This is a genomic window from Christiangramia pacifica, from assembly GCF_057221535.1.
Map to the genome: position 1 here is coordinate 2,247,808 of NZ_CM170146.1, position 26,497 is coordinate 2,274,304.

The 26,497-nt window shown below is 35.6% G+C and carries 21 protein-coding genes; 12 read left to right on the top strand and 9 right to left on the bottom strand.

Translation table 11 applies throughout. From position 1 onward, the window contains the following. Nucleotides 1-27: 27 nt before the first annotated feature. The 3 genes from AC2S94_RS10435 to AC2S94_RS10445 all read left to right on the top strand — a co-directional run bounded on the left by AC2S94_RS10435 (nucleotide 28) and on the right by AC2S94_RS10445 (nucleotide 4,881). Nucleotides 28-2,028 (top strand): hypothetical protein, encoded by a 2,001-nt coding sequence (locus AC2S94_RS10435; protein WP_484628544.1) that lies wholly within the window; start codon nucleotides 28-30, stop codon nucleotides 2,026-2,028. A 445-nt stretch (nucleotides 2,029-2,473) separates the two neighbouring features. Beyond that, nucleotides 2,474-3,517 (top strand): M12 family metallopeptidase, encoded by a 1,044-nt coding sequence (locus AC2S94_RS10440; RefSeq protein ID WP_484628545.1) that lies wholly within the window; start codon nucleotides 2,474-2,476, stop codon nucleotides 3,515-3,517. A 242-nt stretch (nucleotides 3,518-3,759) separates the two neighbouring features. After that, complete coding sequence (locus tag AC2S94_RS10445) at nucleotides 3,760-4,881, top strand: M12 family metallopeptidase (protein WP_484628546.1); 1,122 nt, start codon at nucleotides 3,760-3,762, stop codon at nucleotides 4,879-4,881. Between the two features lie 48 nt (nucleotides 4,882-4,929). Here the strand turns inward: AC2S94_RS10445 and AC2S94_RS10450 are convergent, their stop codons facing one another. Continuing rightward, on the bottom strand, nucleotides 4,930-5,523 hold the full coding sequence (locus AC2S94_RS10450) for an acyl carrier protein phosphodiesterase (protein ID WP_484628547.1): 594 nt from the start codon (nucleotides 5,521-5,523) through the stop codon (nucleotides 4,930-4,932). 139 nt (nucleotides 5,524-5,662) lie between these two features. Between AC2S94_RS10450 and glmM the strand changes: the two genes are divergently transcribed. Continuing rightward, the gene (gene glmM, locus AC2S94_RS10455; protein WP_484628548.1) at nucleotides 5,663-7,048 is read left to right on the top strand and encodes a phosphoglucosamine mutase; all 1,386 of its coding nucleotides are present in this window, start codon (nucleotides 5,663-5,665) and stop codon (nucleotides 7,046-7,048) included. Here glmM and AC2S94_RS10460 read toward each other — a convergent pair. Further along, a complete protein-coding gene (locus AC2S94_RS10460) occupies nucleotides 7,045-7,950 on the bottom strand; it encodes a lysophospholipid acyltransferase family protein (RefSeq protein WP_484628549.1) in 906 nt (301 codons plus the stop codon). The genes glmM and AC2S94_RS10460 overlap by 4 nt on opposite strands. Nucleotides 7,951-8,002: 52 nt before the next feature. Between AC2S94_RS10460 and AC2S94_RS10465 the strand changes: the two genes are divergently transcribed. Together AC2S94_RS10465 and AC2S94_RS10470 are read left to right on the top strand one after the other, a co-directional pair. Then, complete coding sequence (locus AC2S94_RS10465; protein WP_484628550.1) at nucleotides 8,003-8,650, top strand: rhomboid family intramembrane serine protease; 648 nt, start codon at nucleotides 8,003-8,005, stop codon at nucleotides 8,648-8,650. A gap of 48 nt (nucleotides 8,651-8,698) precedes the next feature. Then, a complete protein-coding gene (locus AC2S94_RS10470; RefSeq protein WP_484628551.1) occupies nucleotides 8,699-9,385 on the top strand; it encodes an SIMPL domain-containing protein in 687 nt (228 codons plus the stop codon). A 47-nt stretch (nucleotides 9,386-9,432) separates the two neighbouring features. Here AC2S94_RS10470 and AC2S94_RS10475 read toward each other — a convergent pair whose 3' ends face one another. Continuing rightward, a complete protein-coding gene (locus AC2S94_RS10475; protein WP_484628552.1) occupies nucleotides 9,433-10,554 on the bottom strand; it encodes a redoxin domain-containing protein in 1,122 nt (373 codons plus the stop codon). 136 nt (nucleotides 10,555-10,690) lie between these two features. Between AC2S94_RS10475 and AC2S94_RS10480 the strand changes: the two genes are divergently transcribed. Further along, nucleotides 10,691-13,057 carry a GAF domain-containing protein gene (locus AC2S94_RS10480; RefSeq protein ID WP_484628553.1) on the top strand — a complete coding sequence of 789 codons (2,367 nt, stop codon included), beginning with the start codon at nucleotides 10,691-10,693 and terminating at the stop codon, nucleotides 13,055-13,057. On the opposite strand, the gene AC2S94_RS10485 is transcribed toward AC2S94_RS10480, so the two are convergent. Next, the gene (locus tag AC2S94_RS10485) at nucleotides 13,049-14,233 is read right to left on the bottom strand and encodes a Pycsar system effector family protein (RefSeq protein WP_484628554.1); all 1,185 of its coding nucleotides are present in this window, start codon (nucleotides 14,231-14,233) and stop codon (nucleotides 13,049-13,051) included. The genes AC2S94_RS10480 and AC2S94_RS10485 overlap by 9 nt on opposite strands. A gap of 57 nt (nucleotides 14,234-14,290) precedes the next feature. Between AC2S94_RS10485 and AC2S94_RS10490 the strand changes: the two genes are divergently transcribed. Continuing rightward, on the top strand, nucleotides 14,291-18,013 hold the full coding sequence (locus AC2S94_RS10490) for a metallophosphoesterase (RefSeq protein WP_484628555.1): 3,723 nt from the start codon (nucleotides 14,291-14,293) through the stop codon (nucleotides 18,011-18,013). 71 nt (nucleotides 18,014-18,084) lie between these two features. Here the strand turns inward: AC2S94_RS10490 and AC2S94_RS10495 are convergent, their stop codons facing one another. The 4 genes from AC2S94_RS10495 to AC2S94_RS10510 form a co-directional block, all read right to left on the bottom strand. Then, complete coding sequence (locus tag AC2S94_RS10495; RefSeq protein ID WP_484628556.1) at nucleotides 18,085-18,966, bottom strand: mechanosensitive ion channel family protein; 882 nt, start codon at nucleotides 18,964-18,966, stop codon at nucleotides 18,085-18,087. A 14-nt stretch (nucleotides 18,967-18,980) separates the two neighbouring features. Further along, a complete protein-coding gene (locus AC2S94_RS10500; RefSeq protein WP_484628557.1) occupies nucleotides 18,981-19,475 on the bottom strand; it encodes a Dps family protein in 495 nt (164 codons plus the stop codon). Between the two features lie 98 nt (nucleotides 19,476-19,573). After that, nucleotides 19,574-19,894, bottom strand: coding sequence for a phosphoribosylpyrophosphate synthetase (locus AC2S94_RS10505; RefSeq protein ID WP_484628558.1), 321 nt, complete (start codon nucleotides 19,892-19,894; stop codon nucleotides 19,574-19,576). Between the two features lie 242 nt (nucleotides 19,895-20,136). After that, the gene (locus tag AC2S94_RS10510) at nucleotides 20,137-20,601 is read right to left on the bottom strand and encodes a thiol-disulfide oxidoreductase DCC family protein (RefSeq protein WP_484628559.1); all 465 of its coding nucleotides are present in this window, start codon (nucleotides 20,599-20,601) and stop codon (nucleotides 20,137-20,139) included. Nucleotides 20,602-20,719: 118 nt separating this feature from the next. Here AC2S94_RS10510 and AC2S94_RS10515 point away from each other — a divergent pair, with 118 nt between their 5' ends. Continuing rightward, nucleotides 20,720-21,727 (top strand): LacI family DNA-binding transcriptional regulator, encoded by a 1,008-nt coding sequence (locus AC2S94_RS10515; protein ID WP_484628560.1) that lies wholly within the window; start codon nucleotides 20,720-20,722, stop codon nucleotides 21,725-21,727. Here the strand turns inward: AC2S94_RS10515 and AC2S94_RS10520 are convergent, their stop codons facing one another. Then, nucleotides 21,728-22,696, bottom strand: a complete 969-nt coding sequence (locus AC2S94_RS10520; protein WP_484628561.1) for a glycosyltransferase family 10 domain-containing protein — start codon at nucleotides 22,694-22,696, stop codon at nucleotides 21,728-21,730. Nucleotides 22,697-22,898: 202 nt separating this feature from the next. On the opposite strand from AC2S94_RS10520, the gene AC2S94_RS10525 reads away from it, so the two are divergent. The 3 genes from AC2S94_RS10525 (at nucleotide 22,899) to AC2S94_RS10535 (ending at nucleotide 26,490) form a co-directional block, all read left to right on the top strand. Further along, on the top strand, nucleotides 22,899-24,308 hold the full coding sequence (locus AC2S94_RS10525; protein ID WP_484630911.1) for a lipopolysaccharide biosynthesis protein: 1,410 nt from the start codon (nucleotides 22,899-22,901) through the stop codon (nucleotides 24,306-24,308). Continuing rightward, nucleotides 24,305-25,387, top strand: coding sequence for a DegT/DnrJ/EryC1/StrS family aminotransferase (locus AC2S94_RS10530; protein ID WP_484628562.1), 1,083 nt, complete (start codon nucleotides 24,305-24,307; stop codon nucleotides 25,385-25,387). The genes AC2S94_RS10525 and AC2S94_RS10530 overlap by 4 nt, the downstream gene beginning before the upstream one ends. A gap of 83 nt (nucleotides 25,388-25,470) precedes the next feature. Further along, on the top strand, nucleotides 25,471-26,490 hold the full coding sequence (locus tag AC2S94_RS10535) for an SDR family oxidoreductase (protein ID WP_484628563.1): 1,020 nt from the start codon (nucleotides 25,471-25,473) through the stop codon (nucleotides 26,488-26,490). Nucleotides 26,491-26,497 lie beyond the last annotated feature (7 nt).

A 26,497-nucleotide genomic window follows, 5' to 3' on the forward strand; every position in this document is an offset into this window, starting at 1 on the left:
GATTTTAATTAACCAAAAAGCATTAAGATGAAAATCTATAATAAATTAATTGCAGGTGTATTCATGCTCACCCTACTTTTCAGTTCCTGTTCTAAGGATGAAAACAACGTGAATGCTACTGGTGATTCAGAAACAGCAATCCTCTCATTTGGAACTATTTTGCACGATTTCAATAATACGAGATCTCAGCAGAAAGATCATTTGGGAGATTTTCCTGTTTGTTCTGAAGCAGCCCCTGCATATGTGAGGGTGGAATTAACTGGGGATGGCTATAATGGACCAGCATCTTTGGATATTCCTTTAACTGATACTCCTGGAGATTATGATGATGATGGTGAAGCAGAATATTTTACGCTGGAAGATGAAAATCTTGAACTTTCCGCTGGAGTTTATACACTACAACAATTTACAGTATACGATGAAAATGATAATTTGATCTGGGTAGCTCCAACAACCGAAGGTTCGCTTGGTGCTTACGTAGATTCACCCTTACCAAAAATCATAAACCTGGCTGCGGGAACAAAAAAATATGTTGATGTTGAAGTTCTTTGCTATGACAAAAGAATGGTGAATGAATATGGTTACCTATTCTTTGAATTAGAGACAAATGTGGCACTTGATTTCTGTTTCTTTGCAAATTACTGTGATGAAAATGGTCGTCACTTTACTGCGGCTTACGAAGTAGATATTTGGTATGGAACAAATGATTCTGGAACCGTACTTTACTCGAATGTTGGACCTACTCCTTCTCAATATGAAGAAAGTGGAGAATATTATACCGAACCGGTTTGTTTCGCATTACCAGCTTTGCCAGAAGGCGTAGAAGAAGATGAACCATATATTTATTTTGAAGCTACTTTATCAGATTGGGCTGGGAACTATGGGGATGTTGATCCACTTATTATTTCTGGAACCTTAAGTTATTTAGATATTATTGCAAACTTTAATGGTAGTGATAATGTTGAATACAGACACTTACGATTTGGTTGTGGCGATAATGGAGGCGAAGTAGGTTGTGACCTTGATGACCCTGAAGCTGATTGTGATGGGGATGGAGTTCTTAACGGAGTTGACTGCGATCCTGATGATGCCAGTATTAAAACTACTAATGCAAATGATGCAGATTGTGATGGCGTTCCAACTGCAGATGATTGTGATGATAATGATCCATCTGTAGGTGCTGCAAACACTACCTATTATGCTGATACTGACGGTGACGGTTTAGGAGATCGAAATGATTCTGTAGTCGCTTGTACTCAACCAGATGGATATGTGGATAATGATTTTGATCAATGTCCTGGTATTAAGCCAGAAACAGATACAAATGGTGACGGATGCGAAGATGTAGTAGAATGTGATCTAACTGATCCTAATGCCGATTGCGATGGAGATGGAACAATAAATAGTGAAGACTGCGATCCTGACAATGCTGCAAATTCCAACTCAAATGTAAATGATGCAGATTGTGATGGAGTTTCAACAGCAGATGATTGTGATGATAACGACCCATCAATTGGAGTAGCTAATAATGTTTACTACAGAGATGCAGATGGAGATGGATTAGGAGATCCTAATGATTCTATTGTAGCATGTTCTCAGCCAGATGGTTATGTTGCAAATAGTAATGATCCATGTCCAGGTGACTCAAGTAACACTTGTAACGAGCCCACAGCATGTAATCTTATGATACCTGCTACCCCAGATGGTTGTTTTCGAGCGATTGTTCAGGGTCAAACTGCAGATAGCTGGATAGAAATAAATCAGAATACTGGTGTTCCTTTGGTAGATGCAGATGAGGATGTGATTATAGATGTTGCAACCTGGGGAATTGAGATTGTTTCTGGTGACATTGTCTACACTTTTGACTCAGGATCAGCTAACGTTACTAATTATCTTATCGAAATAAGAAATCCAGACACTGGTGATGTAGTATGTGTTGACGAATCTGACACAAATAATACTATAGAAGGTAACTTCTCTTATCCGATTGAAATAAGAGTAACTACTAATGTTTGTCCTACTAATTAGTAGGTGAAAAATTAGCCCGTCTCAATTATTTGACCGGGGGGTGACTAATTTTGCGGGTTAAATACATATTCTCAAAAGAGATTATGTGTGAGCTGTCCGGATTTATCCGGACAGCTTTTTTTTTGAAAAAAATTAAATTATTTGCTCATCAAACTAAAATAATTATATGTTAGACACTGAAGTTCAGTGAAATACGTGTAGGAAATACCTTCTAAAAAATTTAATTGACCCCCGTTTTATTAGGTATTTCACCGTTCTAAAACTACTTTTTAAACGGTTTTAGATTAAAGGATTGATGATTGAAATCTGACGAGATTTAGAGAAATGTAAGAATTTGATTGTTAAAAATTTAACTTAAAATCGAGTTAATACTTTTGGAACAGACTTTGTAAAAAAACTGAACAGAAAACGAAACAAAAATTAAAATTTAAACAAAAACCTACTTATGAGAAATTTGAAGTTTATCTTCTTACTGTCTTCTATTGTATTTATGGCATGTAGTGAAGATCCGGTTTCAGACCAAATCGAAACTGAAGAACAAACGCAAACTCAAACTACTGAGTTTTCTGATGCCCTTACAGAAATCGCGTACCCTGATTCAAAAGGCTCAAAAACCACCGTTTATTATACTGGTCTAAAGATGCCGGTTGAGAATGTAAATGGTAAATACATTTATCAAGGAGATATTATCATTCCGAAAGGTAAAGCCTCTAAAAGTCCAGTAAAACTGGTTTATGAAATGGGCGAAGAGGTTCCTGCCGAAAAAAGTGTAGCCAGAACTTCTCACTATTGGACAGATAATGTTGTTTATTATGAAATTGATGGTAGTCTGCCTAATACAGATAGAGTTTATGATGCTATCAACCATTGGGAGGCCAATACAAATCTTGAATTTGTAAAAAGATCTGGCCAGTCAAATTACATTTATTTCACACCAGGTTCAGGATGTTCTTCATACGTTGGTATGGTTGGAGGAAAGCAGCCTATAACTCTAGCCGACGCTTGTTCTACAGGAAATACTATACATGAGATTGGACATGCTATAGGATTATGGCACGAGCAAAGTAGAGCTGATAGAGATAATTATGTGACTATACATTGGGATAATATCCAAAGTGGAAGAGAATATAATTTTGAAACCTATGTAGAAGCAGGATATGATGGAGATGAGTTTACTTCTAAATTAGATTTCGGTTCGATTATGATGTATAGCGCTTATTCTTTTTCCAAAAATGGAGAACCTACGATTACAAGAAAGGATGGATCCTTATACGGTGCGCAAAGAAGTGCTCTTTCTGGCGGGGATGTTCAGGGGGCAAATGCAATATATTCCAGTGATGGTGGAGCTACACCAAACTACATCAATGGTGAATATTATACCATTGAAGGGCTTACAGTTTTAAGAAATTTTGATAGATGGTACTACTATTCTTCTATCGGTTGGAGACAGGTAGAACTTGTTGACGGTAGATGGAGGTATGTTTTCTAAATAAGAATTTAAATTTTGACCTATCTACTGCAATTGTAGATAGGTCAATTTCTGTGTAAATAATTAGTTAAAATCACAGTTCTTGTAGATAATTTACTCAGTTAAAATTTTAACTTTTTACAATTCCTTGCTTTGCAATCGGCCAAATTTAAATATTACCGATAAAATAATAAATTTCATTTCTATTTCGCTTTTACCAAATCAAGCGATCAAAACTCAAGTTTAACATAATATCCCTACTTATGAAAAATCTAAAGTATCTTTTAGCTATTCCATTATTGGCTTTTCTAAGCTGTAGTGAAGACAACATTTCTGATTCTTCTTTTGAAGAAAATAATCCTCCATCTAATTTTCAAGATGATATTACTGAAGTAGCATTTCCTGGTGAAACAGGCATAGTATCAGATATCTATTTCGCAGGTAAAAAATTACCCGTAGAGCAACTCAACGGGCAATATATTTATCAAGGAGATATTTTCCTACCCGAGGCAAACGTTTCAAAATCTCCAGTAAATCTAGTACTGGAAGCAAATGAAGATCCTGCCACTACAAATAAGAGTGTAGGCCGAACCAAATATTTCTGGCCAGATAACATTGTTTATTATGAAATAGATTCATCGCTGCCAAATCAGCAACGTGTCACAGACGCTATTAATCACTGGGAAAGTAATACTGCGGTGAGATTTGTGAAACGTACTTCAGAATCAAATTACATATACTTTACACCTGGAGGCGGTTGTTCATCTTACGTTGGAATGGTAGGAGGAAGACAGCCAATTTCTTTGGCTGATGCGTGTACAACAGGAAATACGATTCATGAGATTGGTCACGCTGTAGGTCTATGGCATGAGCAAAGTAGAGCCGATAGAGATCTAACCATAACCGTTCACTTTGACAATATTTTATCAGGAAGAGAACATAATTTCTATACTTATGTTGAAGCAGGTTGGGACGGTGCAGATTATTCTGAAGGATTGGATCTTCGTTCTATTATGATGTATAGTCCTTATTCTTTTTCAGCTACAGGACAGCCAACGATCACCAAAAAAGATGGTTCCCTTTACTCAGCACAACGTTCAGGACTATCTCCTGGTGATATTGAAGGAATCAATGTGATGTATCCTGGCGCTACAACAGAGGAGACTGCGGGCACCACTTCAACTGAAGAAACAACCGGAAGCACTACAGAGCCCGAACCTACTAATCCTGAGCCAACAAATCCAGAGACTAATTATATCAATGGCGAATATTATGTTATTGAAGGGGTGATGGTTTTGAGAAAGGATGATAAATGGTGGGTTGAAAAAGGAAAAAACCTAAAAGAGGTTGAATTGATCGACGGAAGATGGAGATTCGTTAGGTAAATTTGAATTTAGTTAAAGAAAAAGACCGGTAAAGATGCCGGTCTTTTTTTATTCAATTTCTATTTCCTGAAGTTTGTTTCGGCTAAATTCAACGATATCCGGAAAAAAAGTCCTGAATTCACTTTCAAAAACCGAGTAATACTTATTCAATTCAAAAGTGGCGAGATTCATTTTAGAGTTTCTGCCAACTCGTCTATTCATTCCTCCAAGGACTTTCTCAATCCCTTTAATCTCAGCATAACTCAGCAACCAGTTATCTTCAATCATATAAGGTAGAAAATTTTGGACTTTTGCAGGTAGCACATCAAAATTATCTTTCAATAAACCGTAGAAACTAAGGCTATATTCTTTGAGAGGAATTTTACAGAATTCTTCCCAATTTGCGGCCAGGAAATGATCATAAAAGATATCCATGATTATTCCTGAATAATGACCATAACGATCAAACAACCTATGAGAACTTTGTTTAAAAATGGGATGCGTATCCGTATAGAAATCGATCGCGCGGTGTAAAATTATTCCTTTTTGAATCTGTTCAGGGTATTTCTTATACTTTTTGCCTTTAATGGAATCAGCCATAAAGTTTCCAATTTTCACCTGATCATTACTTCCGGATAAGTAGATATGCGCCAAAAAGTTCATTGTGGGAAGATACAAATTTAAGTTTCTCAGGGTAAATTTTTGTTAAGTTTTGGAGAGAAGGAATAGAGCCATGTATATTTGCTAAATATTGATTTCCCAGGGATTTCAAATTTTTTATAATAAAAATTTAAATAGTAAAATGACATTAATTAAATCAATTTCTGGAATAAGAGGAACCATAGGTGGAAAGACAGGTGAGAACCTAACACCGCTGGATACTGTAAAATTTGCTGCAGCTTACGGAACATGGTTAAAAAAGGAATCTGGAAAAAGCGACCTTAAAGTAGTTGTGGGTAGAGATGCTCGTATTTCAGGGAAAATGATTCAGGAATTAACCATGAATACCTTAACTGGTCTTGGAATTGATGTTATTGATCTTGGACTTTCTACTACTCCTACTGTTGAGATTGCTGTTCCGCTGGAGAATGCTGATGGTGGAATTATTCTAACTGCAAGCCATAATCCTAAACAATGGAATGCTCTTAAATTATTGAATAGTAAAGGGGAGTTTCTAAATGGTGCTGCCGGTGCTGAAATCTTAGACATTGCAGAAAAAGAAGGTTTTGAATTTTCCCAGGTCGATGATATTGGAGAAATCACGAGAGTTGATGATTATATTGAAAAACACATAGATGAAGTTTTGAAATTAAAACTGGTTGATGCAGAAAAGGTTTCCAAGGCAAATTTAAAAGTTGCGGTTGACGCGGTAAATTCAACCGGTGGTATTGCTATCCCAGCTCTTCTTAAAAGAATGGGAGTAGAGGTGATAGAATTGTATTGTCAACCAAATGGACATTTTCCTCATAACCCAGAACCTTTAAAAGAGCACCTGACCGATATTTGTGAGCTCGTTAAGAAAGAAAAAGCAGATTTCGGAATCGTGGTAGATCCAGATGTAGATAGACTTGCTTTTATAGATAATAATGGCGAGATGTTTGGAGAAGAATATACGCTGGTTGCCTGTGCAGATTATGTTCTTTCTAAAACTCCTGGAAATACGGTGAGCAATCTTTCTTCTTCAAGAGCATTAAGAGATATCACTCAGAAACATAATGGTAATTACGAAGCAAGTGCCGTAGGAGAAGTAAATGTTGTACAATTGATGAAAGACAATAACGCTGTTATTGGAGGTGAAGGTAATGGAGGAATTATTTATCCGGAATCTCATTACGGTCGTGATAGTCTTGTTGGAACAGCTCTTTTTCTTACCTATTTAGCTGAAAATGGTAAAAAAGTTGCCGATCTCAGAGCCGAATATCCATCATATTTTATGAGTAAAAATAAAATTGAGCTAACTCCAGATCTGGATGTGGATGGCGTACTAAAAGCAGTAGAAAAAAGACATTCAAGTGAAGAAATCTCTACCGTGGATGGTGTAAAAATTGATTTTCCTGAAAATTGGGTTCACCTTAGAAAATCTAATACAGAGCCAATAATAAGAATTTATACTGAAGCAAAATCTCAGGAGGAAGCAGATGAGCTTGCCCAGAAAATGATCAAAGAAATTGAATCTATTATCGCTTAATTGATTATTTCGGCATTTTTAGGAATGGGCTCATTGCGATGTTTCCATCGTTTATGAGTCCATAAATAATATTCAGGTTTTTTCCTGATCTGTTTTTCCAGCAACTCGATAAACTTTTCAGTTATGTAATGTTCCGGTTCATTTGGAGCATCTTCCGTAATTGATTTTAGCGTAGCCTCGTAATAGCCCCTTCCTGTTTTTTCAACATGGAGATAAACTACCGACATATCCAGTTTCCTTGCTAATCTATCAGACCCTTCGAATACAGGAACCCGATGTCCCATGAAATGAATCCAGTGTTTCGCCCGACTTAATTTAGGTGACTGGTCAGCGATCATTGCATAATTAGCAAAAATACCTTTATCATTATTCACTCTGATGGTGTCCGTGGTTTTATAGGTAGGAATAAGGGTACCGCCAAACCTGCCTCGAATATTCTTTACCAGCCTATCAAAATGCTTATTTTTAATTTTCTTGTAAACACCATAAGTACTATGCTTAATACCATACAACATTAGAGCATTTATCCATTCATAACTGGCATAATGGCCAAGCATGATAATGAGACTTTTATTCTTGCTTTCCAGCTCTCGCAAGTATTCCACATTATTAAATTTGAAACGTTTGCCAATTTCTTTTTCTGAAATACTGATGCTTTTGATCATTTCCAGAAACATATCGCACATATGATGGTAGAATTTTTTCTGAATTCGTTTTATTTCAGTTTCAGACTTTTCCGGAAATACTAATTCAAGGTTATTTTTCACGGTTTTTTTTCTGTAACCGATTATATGATAAACCAGTACAAAAACCATATCTGAAACGAAATAAAAAACAGGAAACGGTAATTTGGAAATAAACCAGAGAATGGGGTAAACTAGCCAGAAAACTAAGCCTTGCATAAAAATTCTTTCCGCAAATATATGGTATATTTGAAATTAAACTTAAGCAAATATGGGAGATTTAAACCTTGTGACATTAGCCCTTATCGCGGTAAATGTTATAATTTCTTTTAAAGGTTTTAGCAATCGGGCATTTTTCAACAAATACAAATTCAATATTGCCGATATAAAAAGAGGCTCAAAATTTCAGATTTTCACATCTGGATTTCTGCACGTAGATACCGGGCATCTTTTTGTGAATATGCTTACGCTTTACTTTTTCGCCAATGTAGTGATCTATGCTTTGGGAGCTCCTGCATTTTTAATTGTTTATATAGGCAGCTTGCTTTTAGGTAACTTACTATCCTATTATTTCCATAAAAATGACCTTAATTATACTGCGGTTGGTGCTAGTGGAGCGGTTATGGGAATATTATATTCTGCTATATTATTGCAACCAGATATGACTTTGGGATTATTCTTTATAATTCCAGTTCCGGCTTATGTTTTTGGGATTGGCTATTTATTTTATACCATTTACGGGATGAAACGTAAAACAGACAATATCGGCCATGACGCCCATTTTGGAGGAGCTACCGGAGGTTATATCCTAACCATGATTCTGGCTCCCTGGGTTTTTGAAAGTCATTTGCTCATGGTGCTATTATTAGCAATTCCAATCGTAATACTTTTTTTACTCCAAAGAACAGGATATCTATAGTTTGGTATTCTTCTTGGTTATCTCATTTAAAACTAAAAATCTAATTAAATGAAAAAGTTATTTGTAATTATTGCGATAATGGCATCAGTTCCTTTATTCTCTCAGGATCATTCGGACAAGTCTATCGTAAACGTAACCGGGGAAGGTGTAGTTAAGGTGGAGCCAGACGAAGTACTCATAAAATCGAGAATAGAACACGAAGGGTCTTCAGCAGCAGAAGTTAAAAAGCAGAATGATGAGGTTGTTGATAAGGTCATCAAGTATTTAAAGTCTCAGAATATTGCTGAAAAGAATATCAAAACGGAATATGTCAATCTGAACAAAAGATATGATTACAATGATAAAACCTATAGTTATGTAGCTAACCAGGCTATTTCTATTCGTTTCGAGAATTTGACTGACTATGAGAAAATAATGAAAGGACTGCTTGAAAATGGGTTGAATAGAATTGATGGGATTCAGTTTAAATCTTCTGAAATGGAGAAATATGAAAAGGAAGCTAGAAAACTCGCGGTTCTGGATGCTCAAAATAGGGCAAGGGAGCTAGCTGAACCTTTAGGACAGGATATTGGAAAAGCTGTTACTATTTCTGAAATGGATTATAATAGTTTCCAGCCGGTTTATAGAATGGACGAGGCTGTTGAAATGAGTGCTGCAAAAGGAAGTCAGCAAACAATTGCGCCAGGGGAACTGGAAATTAAAATTAAAGTCAATGTAGGTTTTGAACTTCAATAAAATAAAAAAAGGCGCCAATCGGCGCCTTTTTTTATTTTGAAATTTTTCTATTGAAGAAGTTCTCCAATTTTATTTTCGAGAGCAGTTCCTCGTAGGTTCTTTGCTACGATCACTCCATTTTCATCTAGCACGAAAGTAGCCGGAATAGCAGAGATCTTATATTTCTTAGCAATTGGGTCATTCCAGAATTGTAGATTGGAAACGTGATCCCATTGCTCCAGGTTATCGTCTTTGATGGCCTGTATCCATCTTTCTTTTTGTCCTGGCCTGTCTAAAGAAACGCTGATAATATTTAGCCCTTGGTCTTTATATTTATTATAGGTCTTGACCAGATTCGGGTTTTCTATTCTACATGGTTTACACCATGCAGCCCAAAAGTCTACGATTGTGATTTTCCCTAAATTATCGTTCAGTGCTAATTGGTCTCCTTCAGGAGTAGGAGCGCTAAATTCTGGTGCTTTGCTACCAACTTCTGCCGCTTTTGCAGACTCCAAAGCAGATGCAAGATTTTCAGCCATTGGGGTTTCTTTTATCCTCTCTGAGATACCATTGTACATTTCTCTCACTTCAGAAGATGATAGAGTTCTCATCCTTAGCATATCATTCAGAATCATGACAGATAAATAAGAATCTTTATTCCTGTTGAATAGCTCTTTTTTGAAATTTTCGTCGTTATCTCTATATTCTGCCTGCTCTTGTCTAAGACTTTCAAGCTTTTCAGTATCCTGATCCATCATCGCCTGTCTCATATCCTGCTGCATTTTGCCCATCTTTGTATTAACTTCTTTTAGATGGTTCAAATATTCTGAAAGCGCTTTATTTTCTTTCCCGCCGCTTATTTCGGCTTCCCTTAAACTATCTTTATCAATGGTAAAATTGATCTTTTGATTTTCAGAAATGTAAATGACATTACCATTTAAGCCTTCAAATCTCAAAAAGCTAAGATTTGGAAGATCGATTTCTCCCATATCCTTCTCAAATTTTCCATTTTGGATCACTGCTGTATCTAAGGCTTTTGCTGAATTAGTTTCAGCATCGTATTCAGAAATAAAAACTTTTTTTCCATCTTCCAAGCCTGAAATATTTCCACTTAAATAGTAACCTTGATCTTCCTGGCATCCTACTAATATTAGTGTTATAGCGAAAAAGATTATCGATATTTTCTTCATTTTATCTGTGATTTTATGCAAAAATAAAGAACTCATGTCTCATAGGTATCCTATATTTATAAATTATTGTTAATTTAAGGAAGCTTCCTATATCGGGGATTCCGTAACTTTTAATTTTACCGTAAATTATCGGGTTATGATGAAGCAAGTAAAAGATTTTCCATTCGAAATCCATATCAGTTTTCATAAAGTCATTGAAGAGTATGAAGAGGAAATAAAGGAGATAGAGAGCAGTATTTCTAAGGAATACATGGAGAATATGCTTGAATATATTTCTGATTATCCCGAGCTGACGGAAGGTTTTGAAGACCCGAAACTTTTAAAAAAGTATAAGGAACCAATAAAGATCTTATTAGATGATCTGTTTCCAAGCATACTTACCAACAATGAAATTAAAGCGGCTGCCGTCCCTTTTCACAATATTCTCTTCAATTCTTCAAAAAGGCTAACCCAAATTCTCAAGGAAGCCGGAGATGATTTTGAGATCGCATTCCGAAACATAAATGATGATGTCATTTATATTTTCGCCTGTATCCAGATCCTGAAGCAATATTATAATTATGAAGTTGATGTCTCAAGACCAATGTACTATGATATACCTGATAAGGACGGGATCAAAAGACATTACCGCATCGCGATGAATGCAGATTTCGTTGAGATCTTCAAAAAGGATGAAGCTCCGGAAATTACTCAGAATGATGTTGATGTCTTACTACAGAATGTGGATGATCTTGATCTTTGGAAGGAGAAATTTCCGCCAAATACTTATATCTTCAAAGGGTTTACCATAGTAAACCTAACCGATGTAACTATTGATGACGCGATTTCAGAATTAAAAACCACCCTTTTATTCGAAGAAGTTAATGAAGCGGAAGAATTGGAAAAGCTTCAGGAAATTTTCCGCTCCATTTATAAGATCCCTGACCTTAGAGTTGGATTCACAGTTTATAATCGTAGAGATATGGTTTTTGAAAGAATGGATAACGAAGAAGCAAAAAGTTTCATCCTCGACGATAAGCTGGTAAACGATTGCGACACCGGAATTTGCCAAAAAGGTTTTCAGAAATTAATTGATGAGAATTCGTATTTCACTATATCTAACGTAGATAGCTATCTCAAAAAGAATGACAACCTGCTGGCAAAGAATCTGAAAAAGAATAAGGTTAAAAGTTGTCTGTTGGCTCCAATTGCTAAGAGCGGAAAATTATTAGGGATCCTGGAATTGGTTTCTGCTAGAAAGAATGAGCTAAATAGTATTAACGCTATCAAACTTGATGATATTCTACCTTATATCGTAACTACCGTTGAGCGAAATCGAAATGATTTTGAGAATAGGGTGAAAGCGGTTATTCAAAGCGAATGCACTTCGATACACCCAAGTGTGCTATGGGTTTTTGAAAAAGAAGCCAAGAAATTCATTAAGGATTATGACAAGGATGGATTAGCTTCATTCAAAGACATTTCTTTTAAGGATGTATATCCGCTTTATGGTCAGATCGATATTGTGGCTTCTTCTGAAGCTAGAAATGACGCAATTAAAAGAGATTTACTGGATCAGTTAGAGATCATTCAGAATATAATTAAGAAAGCCTACGATATTGAAGAATTGCCAATATACGACCAGGTAAAATATAGAATTTCAGATTTTAAGGAAGAACTTCAGAATAATCTTAATGCAAGCAGTGAACAGAAGGTTTTCAACTTATTGAAGAAGGAAGTGAACCCTTTAATGAGTCATTTAAAGAAACAGTCTGCAGATATTAAAAAGCTAGTTGAAGAATACACTGGAATGCTCAATCCAGAAACCGGACTGGTTTATAATCATAGAAAAAAGTATGATGAAACCGTTCAGCAGATCAACCGAACCATGTCCAGGTATATTGATCGAAAACAGATTCAGGCGCAGGGAATATATCCTCACTATTTTGAAAGATATAAGACTGATGGGGTAGATCACAATATGTACATAGGCGCTTCCATGGCAAATAAAAAGCCTTTTAACAAGGTTTATTTATTCAACTTAAGGCTTTGGCAGCTAAGTACGATGTGTGAGATGGAAAACAGATTCTACCAGTTACAGGAGAATACACCGATAAAACTGGAGGCTGCATCACTAATTCTTGTTTATAACAGTACCATGTCTATTCGTTACCGCATGGACGAAAAGAAATTTGATGTGGACGGGACTTATAACGCTCGTTATGAGATTATTAAGAAGAGAATCGATAAAGCATTTGTAAAGGGCACAGAAGAGCGTGTTACCCAAAAAGGTAAAATGACGATAGTCTATTCACAAAGCAGTGATGAAAGAGAGTATTTACAATATATCAAATACCTTCAGGCTAAGAATTATTTTGGAGACGAGGTGGAACTATTGGAACTAGAAGATGTTCAGGGCGTGGTAGGTTTAAAAGCTATCCGCGTGAATATTCTTTATTCACCAGACCGAAATCACCCTGAAAATACTATCAATTACGAAGATTTAATGGAGGAACTACATTAAGTAGAAAGCCAATATAAAGGCGATCACTGATATGATAATTCCCAGCATGAAAACTGTATAAGTAAGTCTCAGCAGAAAATATTTTCTGTGTAAAACCTTACCGAGCAAGTGCAGATCCAGCATTAGCATTTCATAAACGTAATCCTTGTCTTTTATCAATTCGTTCATACCCCATTTAAACTGGTCAAATGGCATTTTGTGGTAATTTCCGAAGAAAAGTAAATTCACGTTTCTGTTCTTTACCTGTTCTTTTGTGAATTCACCAGATGTGACATTAGGCCTTGTAGATAAGATGGAAAGGATTATAGAAGCTACACTAAAAAGTACAAGGATTAAACTCGGAATTAATAAGTGTTTGTTCGACTCAGCTTCCAGTTTAGGGATTAAATTGGCAAGCGCAAGAGATATGATGATCGCGTTTACTGAAAGCAGAATGTTCGCTTTAGTATCTGCAATATCACTTAGTTTTATATGGTTCCTTAGAGTAACTCTAAATAGAGTTTGTATACTTCTTTCAGGATTCTCATTTTTATATTTAGCCTTCATTCGAGCTTTGTGCTCTTCCTTTTTCAGCTTTTTTTCCTGTTTATTCTTACTCTCGATTAACTCTAAAAGATTTTCTTCCTTTTTGGGTTTCCAATTTTCTATGGCATAATCGGTATAATATTGGTGCTTTTCAGTAAAAACAAGGATATTCTCCTCAAGCCACTCCGCATTGGTGAAATTCCGAATATTATGAAGCTCTAGTTCCTGTCTCAGAAATTCGCTCGTTTCTTCAAAATAATCTTTCCCGAAATGTGATGAATCGGCATCACGAATTATCTTTTCTTCAAGTCCTTCAGGAGTACTCGAAAACCTTGTGGCAAGTATGTATTTTTTTACCTTTTTCTGAAGTTCTTCAGTAGCGTTATTTTCCTTTAGAAAAGACTCAGCTATTTCCGCACTTTTTTCTTCATGTCCGTTGTAAACGTGTATATAGCCTGTGTCATGGAACCATGCTGCAAGAATAAGAGCCTCAGCCTCTTTAACATTAATTTCAGAATTATCGATTAATTCTTTAGTACTTTTAACCACGCGCTCAGTGTGCTGGTAATTATGATAAATAAAGGTGTTTGGCAGTTTTTCTTTAAATAAATCTTCAACAAATTTATCGGCTTTCTCAATGAGATTATTCATACATGAAGTTCTTTGTAACATCGACCAAATTACAAAAAAAATTGACCATAATTTTCTATGAAAAAAGTTAAACTTTTAGCCCCTTTCGTCCTCTTATTCCTAGTTTTTTCGTGTGCTACGGTGGAACCCAAATATAGAGATGGTGAACCAAAATCTGATTTCGGATACCCATCGAATAAAGAGATTGAAAAGTCATTTTACTTATTAGGAGATGGTGGATATTCACCTCCTGGAGGCACCTCTTTAGGATTAATTGCTTTTAAGTCTTATTTAGACTCTGTTAACAAGACCGACAATTACACAATTTTTCTGGGCGATAATATTTACCCTGACGGGATGCCACCAGAAGGCTCGTCTGAAAGGGAAGAAGCCGAATACCGCCTGGATGCCCAATTAGATGCTATAGAAAATTATAAAGGTAAGGTCGTAGTAATTCCAGGGAATCATGATTGGTACAATGAAAAACTGAACGGTCTGGAACGCCAAAAGGATTATTTGAAGAATAAATTTGAAGATATTCTTCTATGGAGTCCTGAAATTGGATGCGGCCTGCAGTCTTTGGATATTTCTGAAAATATTCAGCTAATAGTGATCGATTCGCAGTGGTATCTGGAAGATTGGGATAAAAACCCTAAAATAAATGACAATTGCGAACAGATCAAAACCAGGGAAGCGATGTTCCTTGAATTGGAATCTGAGATCAAGAAAAATCAGAATAAAACAGTTTTGATCGCCTTACACCATCCTGTATATACAAACGGTGTGCATGGAGGTCAATATACCATAGATAGACATATCTATCCTTCACAAAAGAAAATTCCTCTTCCAGTTTTAGGTTCACTGGCAACTTTGATTAGAACTACAGGTGGAGTTTCTATTCAGGATGCGCAGAATAATCGTTACAAATCTTTAGCAAACAGGTTATCTGTGATCGCTCAGGGTTCTGAAAGAGTCATTTTTGCTTCAGGACACGAGCATTCGCTTCAGTATATAGAACATGATAGTGTTAAGCAGATCGTATCAGGTTCTGGATCTAAGGCATCTTACGCCACCTTGAGTAATGATGGTGTATTTGCATATAACGGACAGGGGTTCGCGGTCCTTGATGTTTTTAAGGATGGATCTTCATGGGTAAGTTTTTATGGGAACCAGGATAATAAGCCAAAATTACTTTTTCAGAAAGAAGTTTTAGAAACACCAGTTCCTTTTGAGTTCAAAGACTACCCGGATAGTTTTCCGGAGACCGTTACCGCTTCGATCTATAAAAATGACGAGGATACAGAAAAAAGTCCGGTGCATGAAACGGTCTGGGGTGAAAGATATCGTGAGTTGTATGGTACAGAAGTAACGCTTAAGGTTGCTGATCTTGATACTTTATATGGCGGACTTGAAGTTGTTCGTGAAGGTGGAGGTCATCAGACGGTTTCATTACGAGTAAAAGATAGCTTGGGTAGAGAATATAACATTAGGAGATTACGAAAAGACGCTTTGCTATTTCTTCAGAATGTAGCTTTCAAGAATCAGCCAGTAGAGAATAAATTGGAAAATACGGTTGCAGAAAACCTGCTGACAGATTTTTATACTGCCGCGCATCCTTATGGATTTTTAGCAATTCCGGAACTTAGTGAAGCGGCGGGCGTTTATCATACTAATCCTGAAGTGTTCTATTTACCAAAGCAAGAAGCCCTAGGAAAATATAATTCTGTACATGGTGATGATATTTATATGATTGTAGAAAGGCCTGAAGAGGGCTGGACAGGATATGAGTATTTCGGAAGTCCAGATCATGATATCGTAAGTACTGCAGACATGATCGAAAGGTTGAGGAGAGATGAAAAATATACTCTGGATGAAGCTGCTTACGTGAGAGCAAGAATGTTCGATATGTTAATTGGCGATTGGGATAGACACCAGGATCAATGGAGATGGGCAGAAATAGAGGATGCTGAAGGAAATCATATTTTTGAACCAATTCCTCGTGATCGTGACCAGGTGTTTTCAAATTTTGACGGAGCCTTTTTTGGAACGTTGCGGGCATTAACTGGCTTTGCTAATCAGTTCGCTGTTTACGGTGATGATATAAAGGATGTGGAGTGGTTCAATATTGCCGCAATGGGACTTGACCGTTCGTTGCTTCAGAATACCGGAAAAGAGACCTGGTTAGAGCAGGCGAAATACATTCAGGAGAATGTTACCGATGAAGCTATAGTCAATGCTTTCTCCAAATTACCTGAAGAAACTAAAGGGGAGACCACAGAGAGCCTAATTGAAAACGTAAAAGGACGCCGAAATAATATTGTTGATATAGCCGAGAGATATTATGAAAAATTGGCAACGCTTGCGATCGTGACTGGTACAGATAAAGATGATTTTATTGATGTAGTTAGGCTTGATGATGGGAATACCAGGGTAACTATAACACGCAACAAAGATGGTGAAAGAGCAGAAATTCTAAGCGATAAGATCTATAAAGTGGGTGAGACCAAAGAAATATGGGTTTATGGTTTAGATGATGATGATAAAATTCTTGTTAAGGGAACCGGTCCTGGTAAAATATTCGTGCGGGTTATCGGTGGGCAGAATAATGATATCTACACTGTAGAAAATGGAAGTAATTTAAAACTTTACGATCATAAATCGTTGCCGAATACAGTAAATGATCTTAATAGTGCCAAAGTCAGGTTTACTGATAATTACGAAATAAACACTTATGATAAGGATAAAAAGACTTTTGCCTCTGGTTCTATTCTGCCAGATTTGGGTTATAATCCGGATGATGCATTTTCATTCAGCCTTGAATATGTGAAGTCTATCAATAAGTTCAAGAGAAATCCCTTTACGTCACAGTATACTTTCTACGGTGAATACCATTCAGCAACCAATGGTTTTGAACTGAATTATGAAGCTGAATTTGCTAGTATCGTGGGAAAATACAATTTGCTGGTTGGAGCCAATTATACCAGTCCGAAGTATTCTGAAAACTTTTTCGGTCTTGGAAATGAGACAGAAAATTATGATGAAGACCTGGATTTAGATTACAATAGAGTTGGTTTGAATGAGTATGGTGCTAAGGTCGCAATGGTAAATAAAACTCCATTCGGTAGTTTCTTTGGATTTACAGCTAGCTTCGAAGGAATTGAAGTTCAGGAAGATGAAGGACGATTTATTACTGAAGACTATATGACTTCAGATCCAGATTTTTTCGCGAGAAAATACTTTGCGGGACTGGATGCGATGTATAGATATGAGAGTTATGATGATGTTTTAAATCCTACCAGGGGAATGTTGTTTGAATTAAATCTAGGAGGAAAGATTAATACTGCAGATCCTGGACGACAGTATGGTTATTTTAAACCTTATATGGGATTTTATAATGCTTTAACGCGTAATAGGAAATTGGTCTTAAAGACCAGGGCAGAGGCTCACATAAATATTGGAACTGAATATGAATTTTATCAATCTGCGCAACTTGGTGCTGATTCTGGTTTAAGAGGCTATAGATTTGAAAGGTATTCAGGTAAAAGTGCTTTTGGAACCGGTGCAGATCTTCGTTACTCGTTTAATACGGTTAAAACAAGCTTCCTACCATTTCAGTTAGGGATCTACGGAGGATATGACCTGGGTAGAGTATGGTCTGAAGGTGAAGATAGTAAGGTATGGCACGATAGCTATGGTGGCGGATTTTGGATAAACAGTGCTGATGCTATTCAAGGTAAAATGAGCATTTTTGCTGGTAGTGAAGGGGCTAGGCTCCAATTTACCTTAGGATTAAAATTTTAATTAAAAACACAGGTACATAAAAAAAGCCCGATTCCAAGAATCGGGCTTTTTTTATACTTAAGTTTTTCAATTTATTCACCTCCTTTATTCAGAGATAATTTATTTGAAAAATCGATCGTTCTAATAGGGAATGGAATATTTACACCTTTCGCATCGAACGCTTTTTTGATTGAAATAATTGCCTCATGTTGCGCAATTAAAAGATCTCTATTCTTGGTTGCATCCACCCAGAATCTAACCACAAAATTAATAGAGCTATCTCCAAAACCATTGTACATGAATTCAACTTCTTCATTGCCACGTTGAGGAAATTTGTCTTTAATGGTATCTAATGTTAGATCGCGTACCATTTCAAGATCAGATTCATAACCAACTCCACAATCTACGAATACCCTAGATCTGGGAGTTCTGGTGAAGTTTTTAAATGGTTCCTCAACAATTTTAGAGTTGGGTATTACCACATAATTATTATCTGATTGCTTAATTACAATATTCCGTAAATTGATCTCAGTTACAGCTCCTGCATATCCATTTGTTTCTACCCAATCACCAATTTGTAATTCGGGAAGAAAACTTAGAATTAGTCCGGAAAATGTATTATTAAGAGTACCCTGAAGTGCTAAACCGATGGCTAATCCCACAACACCAGCACCCGCCAGGACAGAAGTGAGAACCTTATCGAGGTTTAATAACCCTAATGCGATAAAGAAACCAATTAAAATAACGATCGCTTTAATTACTTTAACGACCATTAAACGGATAGAATCCTGCTTAATCTGTTTTCTAGTAATCCTTTCAAATAATCTACCAACGTATTTGGCGATGAATATGAAAAGAATAAAAACGATTACGGCCAAAAGAAAATTAGGCAGATTGAGGATTAAAGAATCCAGCCATCCGCCTAATTTTTCCCATATACCTTTAATTGATTCTTGTAAGTCGAATTCTTGCATATGTATTTAGTTAATTATTTTACTGGCTTATGTTGTTCGGTAGTTTTCATCTTCCAGGCATCTAACATCCAGCTAGTCTTTTCTAATTCACGAATATAAGCGCCGATAAGATCTATTGTACCTTCATCTCCACCTGCATCTGCAACTTCAACAACTTTTCTCATTTGTTTAAGAATCAAACCGTGATCGTTCAAAAGCGTTTCGATCATCTTGCTATCTGAAATATCAGACGGAGATTCTTTTAAATTAGAATCTTTAAGATAATCACTCAAATTACTAGTTGGCTGATATCTTAAAGTCAAAATTCTTTCAGCAATCTCATCTACCTTCAATTTAGCGTCATCATATAATTCTTCAAACTTTTCATGCAGATCAAAGAAATTTTTTCCTATCACATTCCAGTGAAAGTTTCTAAGTTTTTGATAATATAAGTGATAATCAGCTAAAAGAACGTTGAGCTCTTCAACAGTTTTTTTAGTCTTTTTTGTGTCCAAACCTAAATAATTCATAGTTTTTATTTATTGCTTTTTTTATTTCCATACGAAAATACAATAGTTAGACATCATGCCCAACTACCGCTTTCCTTTTAATAGAAGTTTAACTTTGATTAATCTAACTCGCGATGATCTTTCAGGTCTAGCTTTTTCATCATTTTTTTGGAGATCTGACCACTTGAAACACCATAACCATCTACCAACACACCTTTTTGATTGTCTGAAGTTGTTATGGCATAAAGAATAGCGTTATCATCAGGATTGCTCATTCCCTCAAAGCGTAAAACTTTATCTACCTCAAATTCTTCAACCCCAAAAGTTTGATCCTTAGATTTTAGTTCAATCTCCTCATCGAGTAAATTGAAGTCTTCTTCGTAGCCTTCTTCTAGTTTTAGCTTATTTATTGCTTGCGATAATGTACCGTAATCTTTCATTTTAGTTCAATTTAATTTGAATTCAAATTACTGTGAAAGCCGCATTAAAGCAAATACAGGATAGTGTTTAATATAAGTTTAACTCCCTATTAATGGAAGGTTTCAGACAAATCAGTCTTTTTTATTTGAGCTGAAAAGACCGATAGGAAATATGAGCAACAGGAAAAAATACCATCCAGTTACCAATCCTACGATGGTGATAATGGCAGCAATAATGTAAAACCAGTATGATTTAGGAAAATTCATAATAATATGATAATCAAAATTAATCCAGCAAGATAAAGTAGCCAGTAAGGTTTGAGGTGGAGCGGATCATTTCCGAAAAGCAATTTGGTAACTTTAAAATAGAAAGATCTGTTTTTCGCGATATGATTATACCCATGATCGCTAATGCTTTCAAAAAAGGTGTTTTTCGCATATAATTTATGCCAGAATTTATTTCCCGCATGCCACATACTCCTATAGGCCGAATCTGGACCACTATAAATTTTTCCATCCGGTTCTATGAGTCGGCTGGCTTTTTTAAATTCTTTTAGGGGGAAATCTTCGAATTTACTAGCTGTATTTTGGTAAGTTTCAAAAATTACTTTTCCCTGGGTTTTTGCTTCCCAACGGGTTTTCCAGAATCTACAAAATCCACATTCTCCATCCCAAATAAGTATATTCTGCGGTGGAGGGTAAGAAGTATGTTTAATTTTACCGAACAATCTTTAGTTTTTTAAAAAGTAAAGGACTGAAAAAATAAGATTACATCAAATCTGAAATCTTTATTTGTGCCATTTCAGGATTTTTTTTAACCTTTATAGTCCATTTCCCTATTGACTTATGAAAAGTAAAATTACACTAAAAGAGCTCGCGAAACTATTGAATGTAAGCGTTTCCACGGTTTCCAAGGCCTTACATGATAGCCCGGAGATTAGTCCGAAAACTGCTGAAAGGGTTAAAGAATTGGCTAATCTGCATAATTACAGGCCAAATCCGGTAGCGGTAAATTTGAAGAAAAGTAAAACCGGAACTATTGGAGTGGTGATACCAAATATTTCTAATAGCTTTTATGCGAGAGTTTTATCGGGAATGGAAGCACAGGCACAGGAGCACGGGCAACAGATTATAACTTATATTTCAAATGAATCTTTGGAGCGGGAGAAGCAGATTTGCGATATGCTTACTTCCGGGTTTGTGGATGGTGTCTTAATCGCTGTTTCTATTGAAACTCAAAAGAAGCAGGAATATGATCACCTTTTCGCGCTATTAGATTATGACATACCTGTAGTGGTTTATGACAGGATCAATTTAGGTTTACCTGCGGATAAAATTGGAGTTGATGATGAAAAAAGCTTTTATGATGCTACTCAGTTTTTTAGAGCAAAAGGATTAGAGAAAATTGGTCTGGCATCAGCGATCCATCATGTTGGAATCGGCCAACTAAGAATAAAAGGCTACGAAAAGGCTTTGCAAAACGAATCAGCAAGTTTAATGGCGACCAGTACTAAAACCGAAGATCTCAAGCGAAAAATTAAAAATCTGATTGTCGAGGATAAAATTGAAGCACTTCTTTGTACTGATTTTGAAAGCGCGATTATGGCTACAAGAGTTGCTTACGAAGAAGGTTTTAATATTCCAAAGGACTTAAAGCTAATAGGATATATAAGTAAAGATATAGCTGAATACTTAACTCCGTCTTTGAGTTATATTGAGCAACATCCACAAGAATTAGGTTTAAAAGCAGTTGAATTACTCAACAATCGACTGGAAGGTAGATTAGAATCCGGTAAATTCAAAGAAGAAATCATTGCTACTACCATGGTGCATTTAGAGTCTACGAGGTTGTAATTATCTAAAGATTTTAGAAAATGATCTCACCTTATTCTGTAGCTTGATGATAGACTTAAGATTAGTTTCATATTTCTTTGTTGTGCCATAGAGAGGTCTTCTTTTCGCGGCCATTTTATCCTGTTCAAAAATAGATTTAAAAAACTGTTTCAATTTATCAGGATTGAATTTTTCTGGTATTTGATTTTTTAAAAAAGGAGGTTCGTTTATAATTGAATTATAAAGATTATCATTTTGATCAATTTCTATTATCCTCTCAATGACCTCCTCAAAACTGTCGTGTGAATGGCAATTGATAAAAGATTTAGGGTTAAAATCTTTATCTATTTCTGGGTTTCCCCAATAAATCGGAACGGTGTTTGAAATAAAAGCATGCATAATTTTTTCGGTGGTGTATCCAGGGGTTGAGCTATTTTCAAAGGAAATCGTAAATTTGCATTTCGACTGAAAATCTAATTTTGTATACATCCAATCCTTAGTAAATCTTCCTCCTATATCAAACTTTGTGTTATTCAAGTGGGATCCTGGCGAGTTGATCTTTTTATAATTACTCAACATATGAAAGAACTGATCCCTCAGAGGATTCGCTTCTGCGTTCGCATAAATAAAGTTGCAGAAAAATTCTTTAATGTTTTTAAAATTCGGATCAGCGCAAGTGAGTTGATCAAATTGATCCTCAATTAATGCAAAATTTGGATAGCGTATAAAGCGATCTGAGAAATCCAGATTATGAAATCCTATAGCGTAATCACAGAGGTTAAAATCTGGAACCAGATTTTCACCGGTATAAAATATACGTATACAATCATATTTCAGGAATTTATTTCCATAGCAGGAATAAATTAGATATTCAGGGTGAGTTTCATCTAATTCGATTATGTACAGTTCTGTTAGTAAGGAGTTGAAATAATTATTAGCAGGGTCAAAACCTTCATAAAAATCTGTGAACCAAATTTTGATTGTTTTCATTTAGTGATAGTTGATGGAGTAATACCTATTATCTAAACCATGAGAATATTATCTAAGTTGAGAATATTCAATTTATTATATTTGACTGATATAGATTGGCCTAAAATAACTATTTATAAATGGTTTGATTAGGTTTGGTAAAACTAATTAATGCTGACCATCTAAAAAATAAATGTCCCTAAAGAAATTAGCTACTAAAGGAATGGTTTGGACATTTGCCGAGCAGTTCGGGAACCAGTTCATTGGTTTTATCATTTCGGTTATTCTGGCTCGAATTCTTCTGCCAGAACAGTTTGGGTTGATTGGGATGATTGCTGTTTTTGTTGGGATTGGTAATGCCCTTTTAAATAGCGGACTCAATAAATCACTTATTAGAGGTGAAAATTTAGAATCTGATGATTATTCTACTGTCTTTTATTTTAATGTCCTTACAAGTATCCTTGTTTATTTTCTGATTTTTGTTTCAGCACCTTTTATAGCAAAATTCTATAACCAATCTATCCTGACAAATTTAATCAGGGTGTATTGTCTTACGTTTATTATTTCAGGTTTTTCTACGGTCCAGTCAGCTCGTTTCACTAAAAACATGAATTTTAAAACCCAGACATTAATCACCATTCCTGCGGCTTTCTTGGGTGGAGTTACAGGAATAGTTTTAGCTCTATTAAATTATGGTGTATGGAGTTTGGTTTGGAGCTCTCTTATTACCTCTCTTTTGAATTCAATGCAGTTATGGTATTATTCGAAATGGTATCCTTCCGCAGGATTTAATCTGAATAAGTTTAAATTTCACTTTAATTACGGATATAAGCTTACAATTTCGGAGCTGTTAGACCGGATTTTTCAGAATGCATTTCTAATAGTAATAGGGAGATACTTTTCAGCAGCTCAGGTGGGCTTTTATACCAGGGCAGAGACGATGAATCAACTTCCTGTAAAAAACTTATCCAGAGCCCTTGACAAAGTTACTTTCCCTCTTTTTGTTAAGGTCGGAAAGGAAGGAAAACAACTAAAATTCGTGTATAAACGTATCATGTGTACAGTGGTTTTCGTAGTCACCCCCGTTATGATAAGTCTTGGTATATTAGCTGAACCGATTTTCAGGTTTTTGTTTACAGATAAATGGTTAACCGCAGTTCCATATTTTCAGATATTATGCATAACCGGAATTTTATATCCACTGCATGCATATAATTTAGGAATAATAAATGTAAGAGGAAGGAGTGACCTGTTTTTAAAGCTGGAAGTAACTAAAAAGATTATAATATTAATAATTTTGGTTATTACGTTACCATTTGGAATTATGGCGCTATTATACGGACAGGTATTTATATCAATAGTTGCATTTTTCATTAATTCGCATTACTCTGGTCAATTTCTGAATTATTCTGCTTTTAAGCAGTTACTAGACGTCTTGCCAATATTCCTTTTAGCAGCTATAGCTGGAGCTGTCATGTTTGTTGGAGACCAATATTTTTTGTCCCTGGGGTTAAATGATTTTTTCCGAATAACAATTGGAATAATTTTAATGGGGGTGCTATACCTGTCATTGGCAACACTATTTAAATTTGATAGCTTGACTGAGATAAGTAAAATAATTACAAAGAAATGATTCCTGTAACTAAAACATTTTTGCCTCTACAGGAGGAATATAATAGAATCTTAAAACGAATATGGGAATCTAATCAAATTGCCAATGGAGGTGATTTACATTTTGAGTTAACCACTAAATTACGAGAATATTTAGAGGTGGATAATGTGATATTAACCGCAAATGGAACATTACCCCTCCAAATAGCCTTAAAATCTTTGGCTAAACAGGGACAGGTAATTACGACACCTTTCAGTTATATTGCCACAACCTCTTCTATAATGTGGGAGAATTGCACCCCGGTTTTTGTAGATATAGATCCGGATTATCTGACTATTGATGAAACGAAAATTGAAGCCGCGATCACAAAGAATACTACCGCAATTTTAGCAACACACGTATTTGGCAATCCATGTAACATAGTAGAAATAAGGAAAATTGCTCAAAAATATGGACTAAAGGTAATTTATGATGCTGCACATGCATTTGGTGTAAGTTATAATGGTCAATCTATTTTTAAATATGGAGACGTAAGTACATGCAGTTTTCATGCGACCAAAATTTTTCATACTGGAGAAGGAGGGGCTATGTTCAGTAATAACAGGGAACTTCATGACGAACTTTTTTACAGGCATAATTTTGGTCATGATGGGCCAAATAATTTTCACGGACTAGGTATAAATGCTAAAATGAATGAATTACAGGCTGGAATGGGATTGGCAATTTTTCCCTATTTGCCTAATTTAATTGAGGCTAGAAAAAAAATAGTGGAGAAGTATGATGAATTATTTGAATCAGCGAATATTCGAACAATTAAAATTCGTGATGGAGTTGAATGGAATTACAGCTATTATCCCATTATTTTTGATAATGAAAAAACTTTAATAAAAGTTAAGAGGTCTCTCGAAAATGAAGGGGTTTTTCCAAGAAGATACTTTTATCCCTCATTAAATAAATTGAGTTATGTGGACAATGTTAAAATAGAAATTTCAGAATCTATAGCTTCCCGGATATTATGTTTGCCATTATATCATTCTTTACCTATAAAAAAGTTGTATGAAATTAAAAGAATTGTGAAAGACGCTTTAAAATTCAACTAAATGACTTAAATGACATTTGGCAATTCTTTAAGATTCAGATTAACTATAGTTCTATTTGAAATTTTATATTTGCCAACTGAAAAATGTTAAAAAAAAAGATCTTGATTACTGAAAATCAAAAGGAAATCATTGCCACTTCAAGAATTCTGGTAACCGGAGGAGCTGGGTTTATTGGTTCTAACCTTTGTGAAACCTTAATTGAATATGGCGCAAAAGTAAGATGCCTTGACAACTTCGCTACAGGACATCGGAAAAATTTAGACAAAATAATAGACCATCCTGATTTTGAGCTGGTTGAAGCTGATATCCGTAATCTGGAAGATTGCCAGAAAGCATGTGCAGATATGGACTATATTTTGCATGAGGCGGCCTTAGGGTCAGTTCCCAGGTCTTTGAAAGATCCAATTACCAGCAATGAGGTGAATGTTACAGGTTTTCTTAACATGCTAGTCGCCGCCAGAGATAATAGTATAAAACGCTTTGTTTATGCTGCGAGCTCCTCTACTTACGGAGACTCTGAATCTTTACCTAAAATAGAGGATAATATTGGTAAGCCTTTATCTCCTTACGCGATAACAAAATATGTTAATGAGCTTTATGCAGATATTTTTCATAAGTCTTATAATATGGATACTATCGGTTTGCGTTATTTTAATGTATTTGGAAGAAAACAAGATCCTAATGGTGCATACGCGGCAGTTATTCCAAAATTCGTTATGCAATTTATGGAACATGAAAGTCCTATGATTAATGGAGATGGGACCTACTCGAGGGATTTCACTTATATAGATAACGTGGTCCAAATGAATTTACTTGCATTGACTACTGAAAATAAAGAAGCTTTAAATCAGGTTTACAATACGGCAGTTGGAGATAGGACAAACTTAGTCGAATTAACTCAGCTCTTAAAAAAGTATTTATCAAATTTTGATTCAAAGATTGCAGATGTAGAGGTGAAACATGGGCCTAATCGACCAGGAGATATTCCACATTCATTGGCTTCAGTAGATAAAGCAAAAAGACTTTTATCTTATTCACCATCACATAAAATAGAAAATGGATTGGAAGAAGCAGTAAACTGGTATTGGAATAATTTAAAATAGTATTTCG